At 68.0% G+C, this 15,651-nt stretch carries 14 protein-coding genes and 2 pseudogenes; 6 read left to right on the top strand and 10 right to left on the bottom strand.

The genetic code is table 11. The features are described 5' to 3' along the window. Window positions 1-231: 231 nt before the first annotated feature. The gene (locus tag ACFV2O_RS16975) at window positions 232-534 is read right to left on the bottom strand and encodes a hypothetical protein (RefSeq protein WP_379252588.1); all 303 of its coding nucleotides are present in this window, start codon (window positions 532-534) and stop codon (window positions 232-234) included. A gap of 288 nt (window positions 535-822) precedes the next feature. Here ACFV2O_RS16975 and ACFV2O_RS16970 point away from each other — a divergent pair, with 288 nt between their 5' ends. After that, complete coding sequence (locus ACFV2O_RS16970; RefSeq protein WP_379252850.1) at window positions 823-1,527, top strand: response regulator transcription factor; 705 nt, start codon at window positions 823-825, stop codon at window positions 1,525-1,527. Then, a complete protein-coding gene (locus ACFV2O_RS16965) occupies window positions 1,505-3,052 on the top strand; it encodes a sensor histidine kinase (RefSeq protein WP_379252587.1) in 1,548 nt (515 codons plus the stop codon). Before ACFV2O_RS16970 ends, ACFV2O_RS16965 begins: the two co-directional genes overlap by 23 nt. Here the strand turns inward: ACFV2O_RS16965 and ACFV2O_RS16960 are convergent. The 5 genes from ACFV2O_RS16960 to ACFV2O_RS16940 all read right to left on the bottom strand — a co-directional run bounded on the left by ACFV2O_RS16960 (window position 3,049) and on the right by ACFV2O_RS16940 (window position 7,383). Further along, window positions 3,049-3,396 (bottom strand): DUF1330 domain-containing protein, encoded by a 348-nt coding sequence (locus tag ACFV2O_RS16960; protein WP_355081382.1) that lies wholly within the window; start codon window positions 3,394-3,396, stop codon window positions 3,049-3,051. The two genes, ACFV2O_RS16965 and ACFV2O_RS16960, sit on opposite strands and share 4 nt — an antisense overlap. 129 nt (window positions 3,397-3,525) lie before the next feature. Continuing rightward, window positions 3,526-4,335 carry an SGNH/GDSL hydrolase family protein gene (locus ACFV2O_RS16955; RefSeq protein ID WP_379252586.1) on the bottom strand — a complete coding sequence of 270 codons (810 nt, stop codon included), beginning with the start codon at window positions 4,333-4,335 and terminating at the stop codon, window positions 3,526-3,528. Then, a complete protein-coding gene (locus tag ACFV2O_RS16950; RefSeq protein WP_379252585.1) occupies window positions 4,332-5,468 on the bottom strand; it encodes a 2Fe-2S iron-sulfur cluster-binding protein in 1,137 nt (378 codons plus the stop codon). The genes ACFV2O_RS16955 and ACFV2O_RS16950 overlap by 4 nt, the downstream gene beginning before the upstream one ends. 14 nt (window positions 5,469-5,482) lie before the next feature. Further along, window positions 5,483-6,970 (bottom strand): phytoene desaturase family protein, encoded by a 1,488-nt coding sequence (locus ACFV2O_RS16945; RefSeq protein ID WP_379252584.1) that lies wholly within the window; start codon window positions 6,968-6,970, stop codon window positions 5,483-5,485. Then, window positions 6,967-7,383, bottom strand: a complete 417-nt coding sequence (locus ACFV2O_RS16940) for a nuclear transport factor 2 family protein (protein WP_379252583.1) — start codon at window positions 7,381-7,383, stop codon at window positions 6,967-6,969. Before ACFV2O_RS16940 ends, ACFV2O_RS16945 begins: the two co-directional genes overlap by 4 nt. A gap of 122 nt (window positions 7,384-7,505) precedes the next feature. Between ACFV2O_RS16940 and ACFV2O_RS16935 the strand changes: the two genes are divergently transcribed. Beyond that, complete coding sequence (locus tag ACFV2O_RS16935) at window positions 7,506-8,069, top strand: PadR family transcriptional regulator (protein WP_355080075.1); 564 nt, start codon at window positions 7,506-7,508, stop codon at window positions 8,067-8,069. Window positions 8,070-8,115: 46 nt separating this feature from the next. On the opposite strand, the gene ACFV2O_RS16930 is transcribed toward ACFV2O_RS16935, so the two are convergent. The 3 genes from ACFV2O_RS16930 to ACFV2O_RS16920 form a co-directional block, all read right to left on the bottom strand. Further along, window positions 8,116-9,600 (bottom strand): purine-cytosine permease family protein, encoded by a 1,485-nt coding sequence (locus ACFV2O_RS16930; protein ID WP_379252582.1) that lies wholly within the window; start codon window positions 9,598-9,600, stop codon window positions 8,116-8,118. Window positions 9,601-9,809: 209 nt separating this feature from the next. Continuing rightward, complete coding sequence (locus ACFV2O_RS16925) at window positions 9,810-10,289, bottom strand: hypothetical protein (RefSeq protein WP_379252581.1); 480 nt, start codon at window positions 10,287-10,289, stop codon at window positions 9,810-9,812. Then, window positions 10,286-12,727 carry a molybdopterin oxidoreductase family protein gene (locus ACFV2O_RS16920; RefSeq protein WP_379252849.1) on the bottom strand — a complete coding sequence of 814 codons (2,442 nt, stop codon included), beginning with the start codon at window positions 12,725-12,727 and terminating at the stop codon, window positions 10,286-10,288. Before ACFV2O_RS16920 ends, ACFV2O_RS16925 begins: the two co-directional genes overlap by 4 nt. A gap of 69 nt (window positions 12,728-12,796) precedes the next feature. Here ACFV2O_RS16920 and ACFV2O_RS16915 point away from each other — a divergent pair. Both ACFV2O_RS16915 and ACFV2O_RS16910 read left to right on the top strand, forming a co-directional pair. Continuing rightward, window positions 12,797-13,760 (top strand): annotated as a pseudogene (locus tag ACFV2O_RS16915) (cation diffusion facilitator family transporter). An 18-nt stretch (window positions 13,761-13,778) separates the two neighbouring features. Further along, a pseudogene (locus ACFV2O_RS16910) lies at window positions 13,779-14,039 on the top strand (MarR family winged helix-turn-helix transcriptional regulator); the annotation flags it as partial. On the opposite strand, the gene ACFV2O_RS16905 reads toward ACFV2O_RS16910, so the two are convergent. Then, entirely contained in the window at window positions 14,029-14,514 is a 486-nt protein-coding gene (locus tag ACFV2O_RS16905) for a carboxymuconolactone decarboxylase family protein (protein WP_379252580.1), read from the bottom strand. The pseudogene ACFV2O_RS16910 and the gene ACFV2O_RS16905 overlap by 11 nt on opposite strands. 177 nt (window positions 14,515-14,691) lie before the next feature. Here ACFV2O_RS16905 and ACFV2O_RS16900 point away from each other — a divergent pair, with 177 nt between their 5' ends. After that, entirely contained in the window at window positions 14,692-15,606 is a 915-nt protein-coding gene (locus ACFV2O_RS16900) for an RNA polymerase sigma-70 factor (RefSeq protein WP_379252579.1), read from the top strand. Window positions 15,607-15,651: the final 45 nt, after the last annotated feature.

The following is a 15,651-nucleotide window of genomic DNA, read 5'->3' as shown; positions in this document are numbered from 1 at the left end:
GTCGGTCCACGACGACGGTGGAGGCGATTCGCGGACGCCTGGCCCGAGCACCGAGGACATCACGATGCAAGATCCGGATTCGCGCTACGTCGCGCAGTTGGCCGGGTACGCGACCCTGCACGGACCACCACAGTGCACCGCGGATACGCCGAGCGCGGCGGTGGACGTTCGGTCCGCCGCCGCGCTCGATCTGTTCAGTTGTTCAGCTCATGTGGTGCGAGGTGCAGCGGATCACTGTCCGGGCTGGCACTGCGGCGGCGGGCCGTCCGGGTGATCACCGGGCGGAGGACCCTGACGGTCACCGGGCGGCGGGCCCTGACGGTCGCCGGGAGGGGGACCCTGGTGGTCGCCGGAAGGCGGGCCCTGGTGGTCACCGGGCGGAGGACCCTGGTGATCGCCGGGAGGCGGGCATTGCTGTCCGGGCACCGGTCCCTGGGGCGCATCAGCGCCGGCCACACCGGCTCCGATGCCGAGGGCGCCGAGCGCGAGCGCACCGGCCACGGCGCTCATTGCCAGCTTCGATGTGAAACTCATCTGCGTTCCTCCTGTTGTCGGATCAGGTCCGAAACCGTCGGCCACCGCTCTGAGGCCGACACGAGAATCGTTGAGTCTCAACATTTGTCCCTCGTTGGCGGAAGCTGTGTGCCAGCTGTGAACCGACCGGCTTCGCATACCCGCGCCTCCGCCGCGCGAGCCCGTTTCCGCTGGTCGCACCCTCACAGCAAACACATAGCCGCACCACAGCGGACCCCAAGCGTTGCTCGCCATGGTGAAACGATGTCCGCGACGACCACCGGGAACGGGCCGGCCGAACGAATTGTCGTGCGCCGCGCCGACGGCAGCCCGATCACCGTGCTCGTGGTCGACGACGAGCCCGTTCTGGCCGAGATGATGTCGATGGCGTTGCGCTACGAGGGATGGGAGGTCACTACCGCGGGTGACGGCCGGACCGCCGTCGCCAAGACCCGCGAAGCCCGCCCCGATGTGGTGGTGCTCGATGTGATGCTGCCGGACATGACCGGGCTAGAGGTGCTGAGCAAACTACGCGCACAGTATTCGGACCTGCCGGTGCTCCTGCTGACCGCCAAGGACTCGGTCGAGGACCGCATCGCCGGGCTGACCGCGGGCGGCGACGACTACGTCACCAAGCCTTTCAGCATCGAAGAGGTGGTGCTGCGGCTGCGCTCGCTCCTGCGCCGAACCGGCGTCGCCACCGAGAACAGTGACGCGCAGCTGGTGGTCGGTGATCTCGTGCTGGACGAAGACAGTCACGAGGTCACCCGAGCGGGCGAAGTGATCGTCTTGACCTCCACCGAGTTCGAATTGCTCCGGTTCTTCATGCGCAACCCGAAACGGGTACTGAGCAAGGCACAGATTTTGGATCGGGTGTGGAGTTACGACTTCGGCGGTCGGTCCAACATAGTCGAGCTGTATGTCTCCTACTTGCGGAAGAAGATCGACAGTGGACGCGCGCCGATGATCCACACCCTGCGCGGTGCCGGGTATGTCCTCAAGCCCGCAGGCTGAGGCGGCGCGCCGGGTGCTGATGCCACGGCGCTGGTCGCTGCGGGCACGGCTGTTGGTCGGGCAGGTGCTGTTACTGGTGATCGTGGTCGTCGGTATCGGCGCCGCGACCGAATTCGCGCTGCGCCAGTTCCTGGTACACCAACTGGACACCGAACTGATCGATGTGCAGAAGCGTTCGCTCGGCGAGGTCGGCGGTGGCCCGAGCCTGGGCCCCCGCCCCAGCGGTGAGCAGCCGCCGCCGCTGCCTCCACCCCCGCCACCGCCGCCGAACAACGGCCCGGGACCCGACTTCCTCAACCGGCGCGGTATCCAGCCCGACATGATCGGCGCCATCGTCCACGAAGGCAGCGTCACCAAGGCGGGCCGCAACGCGGCCGACGGCACGCAGGAAGCGTTGTCGCGAGCCGCGCAAGAGCAGCTCGCCGCGGTGGCGGCCACCGAGAAGCCGGTCGACGTCGATCTCCGCGGCCAGGGCCGGTATCGAGTGGTCGCGGACACCACCTGGTCGGGCGACATCGTGGTCACCGGCCTGCCGTTGACCGCCGTCGACGCGACGCTGTTGCGCGTTCTGTTGATCTTGGCGATCGTCACAGCGGTCGTCTCGATCGTCGCGACACTGGTTGGCATCTGGCTCATCCGGCACGCTCTCGCGCCGCTGGATCGGGTCGCGGCGACGGCCGCGCGGGTGGCCGGACTCGAACTGCGGCGCGGCGAGGTGGTACTGCCCGTCCGGGTTCCGGTCGAGGACGCCGATCCGCGCACCGAGGTCGGACAGCTCGGCGCGGCGGTCAACCGGATGCTCGATCACATCACGGGTGCGTTGTCGGCACGCCACGACAGCGAGACCCGGGTCCGGCAATTCCTCGCCGACGCCAGCCACGAGCTGCGCACCCCGCTGGCCGCCATTCGCGGCTATGCCGAACTGGCACAACGCAAACGAGCCGAGGTGCCCGGCGAGGTGGCCAATGCGATGGCCCGGGTGGAGTCCGAGTCCCGGCGGATGACGGGTCTGGTCGAGGACATGCTGCTGCTGGCCCGGCTGGATTCCGGACGCGGGCTCGAACACGAGCCGGTGGACCTGACCCAGCTCACAGTGGACGCGGTGAGCGACGCGCACATCGCGGGACCAGAACTTCACTGGGATCTGGAGTTGCCCGACGAGCCGGTGGTGACCACCGGTGACGCGGCTCGGCTGCATCAGGTGCTGGCGAACCTGCTGACCAACGCGCGGGTTCACACCGGCCCTGGCACAACGGTGCTCACCTCGCTGGAATTCCACGGCCACGGAGGAGCCGTGCTGCGGGTGACCGACGACGGACCCGGAATCCCGGAGAGCTTGCAGCCGACTGTGTTCCAGCGTTTCGCGCGTGGCGACTCGTCGCGCTCGCGGCGTGCGGGCAGCACCGGCCTCGGTCTGGCGATCGTCGCGGCGGTCGTCAAGGCGCACGGCGGTGACATCTCGGTGGCCAGCGAACCCGGCCACACCGCATTCACCGTGCGTCTGCCCGGTGCCGGAAGCGGCTAGTCGGCGGACACGGCCTCCCGGATGGCTTTCACGGCGGCGGTCGGGGCGTAGCCGGGGGGGACACCTTCGACGAGGATGAGGTCACCCTCGATGTGCCGGGTGCGCAGCGGTGCGATCTCCCGGTACGCGGGCGAGTCCCACCACGCTCGCGCCTCGGCGATCCCGGGGAAGCCCAGCATCACCACGGCGCCGGGCCAGCTGCCTTCTTTCACCTCGTGTGGTGTCGCGTGCACGAGGTAGTGGCCGCCATACGGCTCGAGGGTCGACGAAAGACGTTCCATGTAGTCCGCGATCTCCGGGTGCGCGGCGGCGTCTTGCAGGTGAGCTATGGCGTAAGCGGTCATAGCGTGATCGTGGCATGGCGATCGACCAGAGTCGATTACCTGCCGGGTAAGCGGCGCTCGTCTCGCGGGGTGTGCTGGGGAACCGACGAGCGGCAATACGAGCCCGCACAGAGCGCCCCGACACCGTGGTCACGGCTGGAACCGGTCCGTGGGCGCGGCGGTCGCCGTGCGGCCGTGCACCGGGAGAAGGTGCGGGCGTTTGGCGGTACGTCCGTCGCCGGAGGAGCGTCCGGTGAGCCGCCTACCGAGCCAAGGACCCAGGAAGGTCGCGGCCCAACGTATTTCGCTCATCACCGTGGCCGTTCGGGTGCCGGCGGGCAGCGGCGGCGTCAAGGGCGCGGCCCAGCTTTCGTCGACGCCGGGTAGACCCAAGGCGTGCGCGAGAGCGTCGGCGATGCGCTGATGTCCGAGCGAGTTGGCGTGTAGCCGGTCAGTGCTCCACAGGCGGGGATCGGTGACGGCGGCGTGGTGGGCGGTTTCGGCGAGGACGACGCCGTGCCGTGCCGCCGAGGCGCGGATGCGCTGGTTGAGCGCGGTGACGCGACCGCCGAGCGGGCGCGCGAGCGGGGTGATGCGCGCGAGGTCGGGGAAGGTCAGCGTCGCCACGACCGCGCCGTTGGCGGTGAGGGCGGCGAACATCGCGTCCAAGTGTCCGGCGACCTCGTCGGCGTCGAAATTCGGCCGCAGCAGGTCGTTGACTCCGGCGACCACGGTCGCGAGGTCCGGTCGCAGCGCCAGGGCGGCATCGAGTTGCTCGGCGCGGATCTGCCGGGCGAGTTTGCCCCGAACCGCGAGATTGGCGTAGAGCAGGCCGGGATCGGCCTGCGCGAGGCGTTCGGCGAGGCGGTCGGCCAGGCCGCGCAATCCGGTCCGGTCGTCGCCGTCGCCGACGCCCTCGGTCTGACTGTCGCCGAGCGCGACATAGGTTCGGTAGGTCACAAGCCCAGCTCCACATCGGTGATCGGGTAGGCCACACACGAATGGGTGTAATCGAATCGAGCGTCGGAGAGCCGGAGTTTCGCCTCCTCGGCGTTGTGCACCTCACCCTTCAGAATCCGCACCCGGCACAGGCTGCATTCGCCGGAACGGCAGGCGGCCTCGGGACGAATACCGTTGTCTTCCAGAGCGTCCAGTAGTGGACGGTTGCGCGGGGTGCGGAAGGAGGTGTTGCCGACGGTGACGGTGACCTCCTCCGCCGGATCGATACCGGCGGGCCAGTGCGATTGGGCGGTGGGATCGCTCGGCGCGCCGTTGGCCTCGAAACGGATGCGTTTGCGCGGGTGGCCCAGCGCGGTGAGCTGCCCGAGGGCGTAGGGGTACAGCGCCTGCGGGCCGCACACGTAGACCATACGGCCGTCGAGTTCGCCCACCAGCCGGTCGATGGTTTCCGCGGTGAGGAAGCCGGTGGCTCCGGTCCAGCCGGCGGCGGGTTCGGCGATGACATGGTCCACGTCGATGCCGGGGTGGGTGGCGGCGATCTCGTCCAGTTCCGCGCCGAAGATGATGTCGGAGGCGTCGCGGGAGCCGTAGATCAGGTGGAAGGCGCGATCGAGGCCCAGATCGGCGATCTCACGAATCATGCTCATAGCCGGAGCCACGCCCGAACCGCCCGCGAGGAACACCACGTCGTTGCCGTGAAAAAGCGGGTTGTGGTGGAAGGTGCCCATCGGGCCGGTGGTGGTGAGCACCTGCCCGATCTCGGCGGTGTCGACGAGCAGGTTGCTGACGCGTCCGCCGGGGACACGGCGGACGGTGAGGTCGTAGTGGGTCAGCCGGGACGGGCTGGAGGAGATCGCGAACGGGCGGCTGGTGCCGTCGATGAAGACGTTCACGTACTGGCCCGCCAGGAAGGGCGGCAGCTCGCACCGGTCGGCGCGCTCGAGCCGCAAGGTCTTGGCGGTGGCGGTCTCCTCGATGATCGCGGTGACCACCAACCGCAGCCGCTTGGGGTGGTAGGCGTCGATGGTTGCGCGTGTTTCGGCGGAATAGTCGCGCGTATCGGGGACGCGGGCATCGATCTCGGCGAGGATCTCCGCCGCCCCGTCGAACCGTTCTGCGAGTGGGTGCTTCACGTAGTGTCCTCCGATCAGGCGGCTTTGGAGCGCAGGAGACGGCGGGCGACGCGCGCACCGGCCTCCAGGGTGGGCTGGAATCCGCCGATCCCGGCCCAGGAGCCGGCCAGATGGAGTCCGGGAACATGGGATCGGCGTTCGCTGTCGCGGAACAGCCAGCCTTCGGTGGCGTCCTGGTCGTAGCCGTAGATCGCGCCGCCCGGATGCCCCAGGTAGCGCATCATGGTCAACGGTGTCGCGACGTCGACCTCTTCGATGGCGTCGCGGATGCCGGGGGTGACGGTTTCGCACAGGTCGAGCAGGGTTTCGGCGTAGGCGAACTTGGTGCGCGCGTACTCCGATGCGGCGATGTTCTTCCAGATGTCGGCGTACTGCAACGTCATCAGGCTGACGTGCGTGGCGCCGGCGGGCGCGAATCCGATCGGCGCGACATCGTAGGAGCTGACGCAGATGCCCCGCGCGGGCTCGAACGATTTCCATGCCCGGTAGGTGCGGTCGTCGTCGGCGTCCATGTTGACGAACGTCGTGCTGGTGGTGAAACTCAATTCGGCCGGAGTCGCGTCCAGACCCATGTGCAGCACGAAGCCGGAGACACCGATTCGCCTGGTGGCCAGATCGTTGCGCACCTCGGCGGGCACGTCGACGCCTTCGAGCATGCCGTAGGTGGTCGGCAGCGACGCGTTGGAGACGACGTCGGCAGCGGTGACCTCCGAACCGTCTTCCAGCCGCACACCCAGAACCCGGCCGGATTCGGTGAGAACGGCCTCCACGCCGGTGTTGAACCGCACTTCGCCCCCCGCGGCGAGGAAGGCGTCGAGGATGGCGGTGGACATCGCCTGCGACCCACCGCGCACATGCCAGGGCTTGAACTCGAAGTAGGCGAACAGTGTCAGCGCCAGATCCTGGAATCGCAGTCTCGACGGCGGCTGCCCGAGATAGGTCCAGTACATGCCCAGCGCGACCTTGATGCGGTCGTCATCGAAGAACTCGTCGAGCACGTCCTTCAACGGCCGCAATCCGTACTCGAACAGCACCGGGTCGATCTGCTCGACCGGCATCCTCCGCATGGCGGCGATCTGCCAGAAGCTCACCTGCCGGATCAGGTCGAAGAATTTCGCGGCCCGGTCGCGGTTGCCGGGGAACTCGGCCTCGATGGCGGCGACCGCGCCGTCCCAGTCCGCGGGCAAGGTGAGATCCAGCCGGCCGGGAATCACGGCACGATAGAGGTCGTGTTCCTGCACGAACTCCAGCTTGTCGGCGATGCCGAGTTGCTGGAACAGCCCTTCTCGCAACGACATCGGCTGCCCATCGATGCCAACGCCGGACAGCTGGTGCAACGCGACCTCGAACTCGAAACGTCCACGGCGAAAGGATGTTCCGCAGCCACCGGGAATATTGTGCCGCTCGAGCAGGAGGGTTCGCGCGCCCGCGCGCTGGAGGGTCGCGGCGGCGGTCAGCCCGGCATTGCCCGCGCCGATGACGATGGCGTCGTAGTCGCTCACGCTCCGGCGGCTTCCCGCTCGAGCTGCGCGGCGGCCTCGGCCTTGATCCGCTCGAACTGCTCACCCATACGCGCCGAGAGGGCCTGTGCCGCCGAGAGCGGACGCACCATGACCATGAAGTCGTCGATCTTGCCGTCCTCGTCGAAGTGCAGGAAGTCGCAGCCGGTCAGCCGCTTGCCGTCGACGGTGGCCTCGAACACGAACGCGTGATCACGACCGTTCGCGTCGGCGATCTCGCGCACATAGCGGAAATCTTCGAACACGCGGATCACCGCGCGCAGGATGGCCGCGGTGATCGCCTTGCCCGGGTACGGCTGGAATGCCACCGGACTGGTGAACACCACGTTGTCGGCCAGCAGCGCCTCGATAGCGGCCTCGTCACGAGCTTCCACGGCTGCGCGGAAGGGGTGCATCTCCCACCTCCTATACTCAAGAAATTTAATAGGTGACTTGAACCGTATCCAGGTCGAGTCGACCTGTCCATAGCTCGAAGGACAGATATTTGATTAATCTTCTCGAGTGGTAGCCTGAGCCGATGGCGCTACGTAACGCGGTGCTGGCCGCCCTGCTGGAGGGCGAGGCTTCCGGCTACGACCTGGCCAAGAGCTTCGACGCCTCGGTGGCCAACTTCTGGATGGCCACGCCCCAGCAGCTGTACAAGGAGCTGGAGCGGATGGCGGCCGATGGCCTCATCGAGACCCGGGTCGTGCAGCAGGAGCGCAGGCCCAACAAGCGCCTGCACGCCATCACCCCCGCCGGGCGCGCGGCTCTCCACGAATTCGTCGAGAAGCCGGCGAAGCCCACCGCCATCCGCGACGAGATGATGGTGAAGGTGCAGGGCATGGACGTCGAGGACGCCCCCGCCGTGCGTGCCGCGGTAGCGGACAAGCTGGAGTGGTCCAAGTCGAAACTGGCCCGCTACGAACGCCTGCGTTCCCGGTTGCTGGACGGCCGCAGCGAGCAGGCGTACCTGGCCGAGGCCGAGCGAGTCGGCCCCTATCTCACACTGCTGCGCGGAATCTCCTTCGAGCAGGAGAACATTCGATGGGGAGAGTTCACGCTGTCGGTGATCGATCGGCGGATCGCCGCGCACGTGTGACCGTCGCGGCGAAAAGCCCGCACCACCAGCCGATACGGCGTTCTTTCTACACCGGGACTCGGTCCGGTTCCGGTTCGCGGTCCTCGAGCGGCTCGGTCGCGCTCACCTGCGCGAGCGGACTTACCCGATGCAGCGCCGCGTATCCCACGCTCGCCAAGACCAGCGCGACGAATACCCCTAGGTTGCTGCTGCCCAGGCCACCCGCGCGGGCGGCGGGCGTGAACAGGTAGCCGAGCAGCGGGCCGACATGCGGATCGGGCGAGGTGACCAAGCCGAGCCCGGCGATGGTCGCGACGATCAGACAGCCGACCCCGACGCGGTTCACCTTGCCGTAGCCGCCGACCGGGCTGTACAGGGCCGTCCGGTCGTAGCCGACGCGGCGACGCTGCCACAGGTCGACCACGAAGATTCCGGTCCATGCGGCCATCACCACACCGGTGGTGGTCAGGAACGCCTGGAACGGAGCGAAGAACCCGGGGGCCGCGAATGCCACATAGCCGCCGGCAGCGGCGATCAGGGCCGCGTCGATCAGAACGGTGTAGTGCCGGGATATCCGGACGCCCAACGTCTGCAGCGCGAGCCCGGAGGAGTAGAGGCCGATGATGGAGCCCGACACGAAGCCCACCAGCGCCAGGATCAGGTAGGGCACCAGAAACCAGGTGGGCAAGTGGGCCGACAGCGCGCTGATCGGATCGGTGGCCGCCGTCGCCGCGATGTCCGGATCCCCCGCCGCGAGCACCGTGCCGAGTCCCATCAGAACGAGGGCGGGAGCGGTGCCACCGAACGTGATCCAGCCGACCAGCGCGCGTTTGCCTGCGGCGCGGGGCAGGTAGCGGGTGTAGTCGGCCGCGCAGTTGACCCAGCTCAAGCCCAGCGTGTTGGCGACCAGCATCACCCCGCCCACGAACGCGCCCACGCTGACCTGTCCGTGCGTCGCGAACGAGATCCTGGGCAGCGTCAGCACTACATAGACCACCGACAGCGCGGTGAATGCGAGGGCGAACCACTTCTGGATCCGCAGGATCACGTGACAGCCGTAGATTCCGATCACCGTGGTCACCACGATGACAGTGACGAGAGTGACGACCATGAGCGGCGCGGTGTCCATATCCGGGTCGAGCCGGTGTGCCACCGTGCGGGCCGCGAGGGTCGCCAGCACCGCCGAGAAGGTCTCCCATCCGACCAACGCCAGGTAGCTCAGCAGTGCCGGAATCTTGTTGCCGTGGAATCCGAACGCGGCGCGGCCGGCCACCATGGTCGCCGCTCCCCCTTGCTGCCCGGCCAGCGACACCAGGCCGAGCAGGAGGAAGGAGAGCACCGCGCCCACCGCGGCGGCCAGCGCCGCCACATGCCAGTCCAGGCCGAGCGCGGTGACATACGGACCGAACGACACCAGGACCACATTGCAGCTGGTGCCCGCCCACGGCCAGAACAAGGCGCGTGGCTTGCCTCGACGTTCCTCGTCCGCGACCCATTCGGCGCCCTTGCGCTCGACGGACCAGTCCGACGGTTCTGCTGAACTCCCGACCATGTCGAATCCCATCGTCGAGGTGGGAGGAACCGCCGACCCAGTCTCACCACCGTGCACCTATATAACGTGCCGTTATATGTTGGCCCATTGTAAGTGCGAGAACGCCGATGGGGAACCAAAGTTGATAGCACAACCAAAACCGCAGCGCGGTGGCTTCACGGCGTTGGAAGCTCCCGTGGACTGGTGACAGATGAGCGGCCGTGCGGTCGTCAGCTCACTAATGCCTGCGGCGACAGTGTCTTCAGCATCCCGTTCGCCCAGCGCAGTTGCCGCAGCGTTTGCGGGTGGCAGCGCTGACAGAGGTCGACCAATTCGAGGTCCTGTGCCGCTTGGGCTCCTTGGGCCAGCAGTTCCCAGTCGAGGGACACGCCCGCCGCGACGCGGTGCAGACGGCGCAGATCGGCGAGCAGAAGCAGGGCCGGTTCCGGCCGACGGCCCAACCGGGCGCTCAGACGTTCCTGCAGACCCGCGCCGAGGGCGTCGGTGCGGGGCTCGGGGCGAAGCTTCAGCCCGTATCGGCGGCCCGCGTCGGCAAGGTCGGCGATGTGGTCGAGGGACCAGCGCCGAATGTCCAACGCCACGTGCCGGATTTCGTGTTCGGTGACGTGGCGTGCGGAGATCGCGGACAATTCCCGGGCGAGTTTGCGCTCGGATCGGTGCAATTCGCGCAGCGCGATGCGGAGTTTCATCGGTTCGGGACCTCGAGCAGTTCGTCGTCGAGTGCCGCGGTCCCGCCCACGGTGGCGGCGATCCCCGACGTGATCGGCGCGGACGCGGTGGCGGTGGGAGCAGGCGCCGGGTGCCCGTCGGCGCCCGCGAGCCGTTCGAGCTCGGCGGCGGCGGTCTTGAAGATCGGCTGTTTCGAGGCGGGATCCCAGTCGGTGATGGTCATTTCGTTGGCTGCCCGCTCGCGCTCAGCGGCGGGCTCGTCCCAGTAGCCGTAGTGGAACGGCACGAACAGCACGCCGGTGCGAATGCCGGTGATCCGCGCCCGTGCCCGGATCGCGCCGCGTGGCGAGGAGATCCGCACCATATCGCCTTCGGCCACGCCGAGTTTCGTCGCGTCCTCGGTAGACAGTTCCACCCACACCTGCGGGGCGGCCGCCTGCAACTGCGGCGCACGCGCCGTCTTGGTGCGAGTGTGGAAGTGGTAGAGGGTGCGGCCGGTGATCAGGGCGAAGGGATAGTCGTCGCCGGGCTGCTCGTGCGGCGGAACATAGCGGGCGGCCTTGATGATCGCCTTGCCATCGGGATTGAGCGCGCGATACTCGGTCGGTTCCACCGGCGTTCCCGTGACCAGGTCCTTGCCGTAGCTTTCGCAGTACTGCGGGGAAGCGAAGAACTCGCCGTTTTCATACAGTCGCTCGGCCCCGTCGGGATGCTCGTCGTTGCAGGGCCATTGGATGCCGCTGCCGCCACGCAGGCGTTCGTAGGTGATCCCGGTGTAGTCGCAGGGCCGCCCGGCACTGCACTTCTTCCAAGCCTCGAACGCCGATTCCGGGTCGCGCCACGGCGGCAATGGGTCGCCGTCTTTGTCCCGGAAGTCCATGCGCCGGGCGTAGTCGAGGAAGATGTCCAGGTCCGCTCGCGCCTGACCGGGTGGGTCGATCGCTTTGTCGGAGATGTGCACGGTCCGATCGGCGTTGGTGAAGGTGCCGGTCTTCTCGCCCCAGGTCGCCGCGGGAAGGACGACGTCGGCGAGTTCGGCGGTTTCGGTCCGGAACAGATCCTGCACCACCAGAAACAGTCTCTCCTGAGCGAGAATGGACCGGATGCGGCCCAATTGCGGCAGTGACACCGCCGGATTGGTGGCGCTGATCCACAGCATTCGAATCGTGCCCTGCTCCGCGTAGCGGAAGATCTGCATCGCGTGCGTCGGGGGCGCGTAGTGCGGGATCCGGTGCGTCTCGATGTTCCACAGCTTCGCCAATTCGGCGACGTGCTCGTCGTTGGCCCAATTGCGGAAACCGGCCAAGTCGCCGTCCGCCCCGCACTCCCGGGTGTTCTCGGCGGTGGGTTGGCCGTTCATCTGCAATATCCCGCACCCCGGCTTGCCGAGCATCCCGCGCAGGATGTGAATGTTGTTGACCTGCACCGCAGCCGCCGTCGCCTGGTGGGATTGGTAGAAGCCCTGCAACACGGTCGATAGCAGTCGTCGCGCGGTGCCCACCAACTCGGCCGCCCTGCGCACGTCCGCGGCGGCGACGCCGCAGATCTCGGCCACCCGCTCCGGGGTGTAGGCGGCCACCGTCGAGGCCAATTCGTCGAATCCGACGGCGTGGGCGTCGATGTAGTCGCGGTCGATCCAGTCGTGCTCGATGATCTCGCGCAGCAATCCGTTCATCAGCGCGACATTCGTTCCCGGCAGCGGAGCCAGATGCACGGTCGCGGCCTTGGCTACGGGCGTCGGGCGCGGATCGACGCACAGCAACGCCGGGGGTTGCGCTCCGGCCAGGCGGTCGAGCATGCGTGTCCACAGGACGGTCTGGGTTTCGGCGACGTTGTGTCCGAACAACGCGATGACGTCGGCGTGGTCGACATCGGTGTAGCTGCCGGGCTGGCCGTCACTGGCGAACGACTCTTTGAGTGCCTGGGCCGCGGTGGCGGTGCACAACCGCGTGTTGCCGTCGAGATGGTTGGTGCCGATCGCCCCGTGCGCGATCACACCGAGGGTGTAGTACTCCTCCAGGAACAGCTGCCCGCTGGTGTAGAAACCCAGCGCACTGGGCCCCTGCTCGGCGAGCAGCTCCTTGCTGCGCTGGACGACGCGGTTCATCGCCGTGTCCCAGTCGGTCTCGACCAAGCGCCCGCCGACACGGATCAGCGGCCTGGTCAGCCGGTCGGGTGACGCGTTCGCCTGCCATCCGAACAGGTCTTTCGGGCCGAGCCGACCGTGATTGACCCGGTCTCCCGCGCGTCCACGGACCCCGACGATGCCGCCGTCCTTGACGGCGATGTCCAGCGCATCACCGTTGCTGTGCAGGATCGACGCCGACTGTACCCACTCGTCGACGTCCTGCTCCCGAACTCCGTCCGCCAGATGCATGTCCACGCGGGCGGGCCACGGCTTTCCCGGTTCGTACGGCGTCCGGTGGCCCCAGGGTTCGGCTATGCGGTCGTGCCTGATCACGACCCGCGCATACCCCACACATGGTGCGGCAAACAGAGTCGGCGGGGTCGTGCCACACTGGCGTAGATGGAGCGAGCGAACGCTTTCCACGACGAGAGATCCGCACCCACCGCCGGTGGGGAGAGCACTCGCACGGTGATCGTCGCCTTCGGCGCGAACGTCGCGGTGGCGGTGGCCAAAACGGTCGCCGCGACGCTGTCCGGCTCGGCGTCCATGGTCGCCGAAGCCGCACATTCCTGGGCGGACACCGGCAACCAGATCTTCCTGCTCGTGGCCAACCGTCGAAGCGCTCGCACCGCGGACGCGAAACGACCCCTCGGGTACGGACGCGAGGCGTATGTCTGGTCGTTGCTGGCGGCGGTGGGACTGTTCGTCGCGGGCGCCGCGGTGTCGGTGTGGCACGGGATCACCGAACTGCTGCACGAAGGTCGAGGTGGACAGGATTACGCGATCGCCTACCTCGTGCTCGGAATCGCCTTCGTCTTGGAGGGAACCTCGTGGCTACAGGCCACGCGGCAACTCGGCGGCGAGGCGGAGAGCTTCGATCAAGACATCCTCGAGTACGTACTGAAGACCTCCGATCCGACTTTGCGCGCGGTTTTCGCGGAGGACAGCGCCGCACTGATCGGCATCGTCATCGCCTTCGCGGGAATGGGGCTGCACCAGCTCACCGGCGCGGCGGCCTGGGACGCACTCGGATCGGTGCTCGTCGGCGTGCTGCTCGGGGTGATCGCCGTAGTGCTCATCGACCGTAACCGGCGCTTCCTGACCGGTGAGCCCGCCTCGCCCGAACTCCGCGCCGCCGCGGCGGCCCGCCATCGAGGAGATGCCCGAAGTGGCCTCGGTGCGCTTCGTGCGCCTGGAATACGTCGGCCCTCGGCAGGTCTTCCTCGTCGCGAGCGTCGACCTGGTCGGCGACCCGGCCGAGTCGAGCATCGCCCTCACGCTGCGCGCGCTCGAGCGCGAACTCGAACGCAACCCGCATATCGCCGACGCGGTCCTCACGATCGCCGCTCCCGAGGACGACTGAAGCCGAGTAACCCAGGCACAGGCCGAAGTACTCCGGGTGATCGTGCACGAGCCGGGTACCGTTCCCGGGCACCTGGCCGCGGTGACCGGCATGCGACCCAGCAACGTCAGCACCGCGCTGCGCCACCTGACCGAACTGGGAATGATCGAACGCGAGACCGACCCCGCCGACCGCCGCAGCAGCTGGATCATGCCCACCCACAAGGCGAGCGCGAGGCCGGACCGCCACTCCGATGACTCCTGCCGGAGGCCCGGATCGCACCCGCCGATCAGTTCGTGATGGCGTCGAACATGCCGGGCTGATAGGAACCTCCCGGCATGCGCGTGATCACGCCGAGCCGGTTGGAAGCGTTGATCATGGCGACCAGGTAGACCAGCGCGGCGATCTGGTCGTCGTCGTAGTGCTCGCGCACCTCGGCCCAGGTCTCGTAGGAGACGCCTCGGTAGGCGTCGGCGAGCCGGGTACCCTCCTCGGCCAGCGCCAGCGCGGCCCGTTCGGCCTCGGTGAACACGCTGGACTCGCGCCAGGCGGCGACCAGGTTGATGCGGACCGCGGCTTCACCGGCGGCCGTCAGGTCCTTGGTGTGCACGTCGGTGCACCAACCGCAGCCGTTGATCTGGCTTGCGCGCAGCTCCATCAGCTCCATCGTGGCCTTCGGCACCGTCGACTGCAGGATCGCCAGACTGGTGTTCGCGAACCGCTTGCCGATCTTGGCGCCGATCTCGCTGTCGTTGAGATTGATACGGGGTCCCATGACGTGGTCCTCACTCGTGATGTCGTGTGCTGTGCACTGAACGAACACCAGACGTCGGCTGCCCGAGCCTCGTAACAGCGCACCGAAGTGACCTGCGCCACTGCGTATCGGTGTTACGAGACGGCCGGGACAGGCGTCTGATGGGTGACACAGCCGAGAGGGAACAGGAGCCACTTCATGGCCGACACATCGCAGAAGACGCCAGGCGATCACCACCCCGCCCCGGCTACCGCGGCGTTCGTCAACCACCGGAATCTGCTGTTCACCGTCGCCTACGAGATGCTCGGCTCGGCCGCCGACGCCGAGGACGTGCTGCAGGAGACCTGGCTGCGGTGGGCGGGCGTCGACCTCGGCACCGTCCAGGATCAGCGCGCGTACCTGGTGCGGATCGTCACCCGCCAGTCGCTCGACCGGTTGCGGACACTGGGGCGGCGCAAGGAGTCCTACGTCGGCCCGTGGTTGCCCGAGCCGCTGCTCACCGCGCCCGACGTGGCCGAGGACGTCGAGCTCGCCGACAGCGTGTCGATGGCCATGCTGCTCGTGCTGGAGACGTTGACGCCGATCGAGCGAGCGGTCTTCGTACTGCGCGAGGTATTCGATCTGAGCTACGACGAGATCGCCGAAGCCGTCGACAAGAGCCCCGGCGCGGTCCGCCAGCTCGCGTACCGGGCCAGGGCGCACGTCGCGGCACGCCGACCGCGCGGAGTCGTTTCGCCCGCCGAGACCCGCAGCGCACTCGAGGCGTTCCAGCGAGCGACCGAAACGGGCGATCTACAGCATCTGCTCGACATCCTCGCGCCGGACGTCGTCCTGCTCGGTGACGGCGGCGGCGTCGTGCAGGCCACCCTCGCGCCCGTCCTCGGAGCCGACAGCGTGGCCAGGATACTGGCGGCCGGGCTGGGCAGGCTCGCCGCGGTGTCGAGGCAGCCCGCGCAGGTCAACGGATATCCGGCACTGATCTTGCGGCGCGACGGCGAGATCGACACCGTCCTGGCGCTTCGCATCGACGACGGCCTCGTCACCGGCCTCTACGCCGTGCGCAATCCCGAGAAGCTGTCCCGCATGGAGCGGGAGACGGCGCTGTGCCGCTGACGAAGGGGAGGGTCCGGCATCGGCGCCCCGGGTTGTAGACGGCGT

It is taken from the genome of Nocardia sp. NPDC059691, from assembly GCF_042733915.1.
GTDB classification, from domain to species: Bacteria; Actinomycetota; Actinomycetes; order Mycobacteriales; family Mycobacteriaceae; genus Nocardia; species Nocardia sichangensis.
Note: the sequence above shows the minus strand (reverse complement) of the source record. Positions and strands in the feature narration are given on the sequence as shown.